This window comes from Brasilonema sp. UFV-L1 (assembly GCF_012912105.1).
Lineage (GTDB): Bacteria > Cyanobacteriota > Cyanobacteriia > Cyanobacteriales > Nostocaceae > Brasilonema.
Map to the genome: position 1 here is coordinate 25033 of NZ_QMEA01000079.1, position 235 is coordinate 25267.

The following is a 235-nucleotide window of genomic DNA, read 5'->3' on the forward strand; positions in this document are numbered from 1 at the left end:
TTCCAGGATTAGATGTTGGTGTTGATGTTGGTTGTGATGACGAGCTTCCAGGATTAGATGTTGGTGTTGATGTTGGTTGTGATGACGAGCTTCCAGGATTGGATGTTGGTTGTGATGTTGGTGGTGATGATGAGGTTCCAGGATTAGATGTTGGTGTTGATGTTGGTGGTGATGATGAGGTTCCAGGATTAGATGTTGGTGTTGATGTTGGTGGTGATGATGAGGTTCCAGGATT

General features: G+C 44.7%; 1 protein-coding gene. It reads left to right on the forward strand.

What is annotated here, in order from left to right:
* The coding region (locus tag DP117_RS35495) for a hypothetical protein (protein ID WP_211176262.1) at positions 1–235 on the forward strand (235 nt) is incomplete at both ends.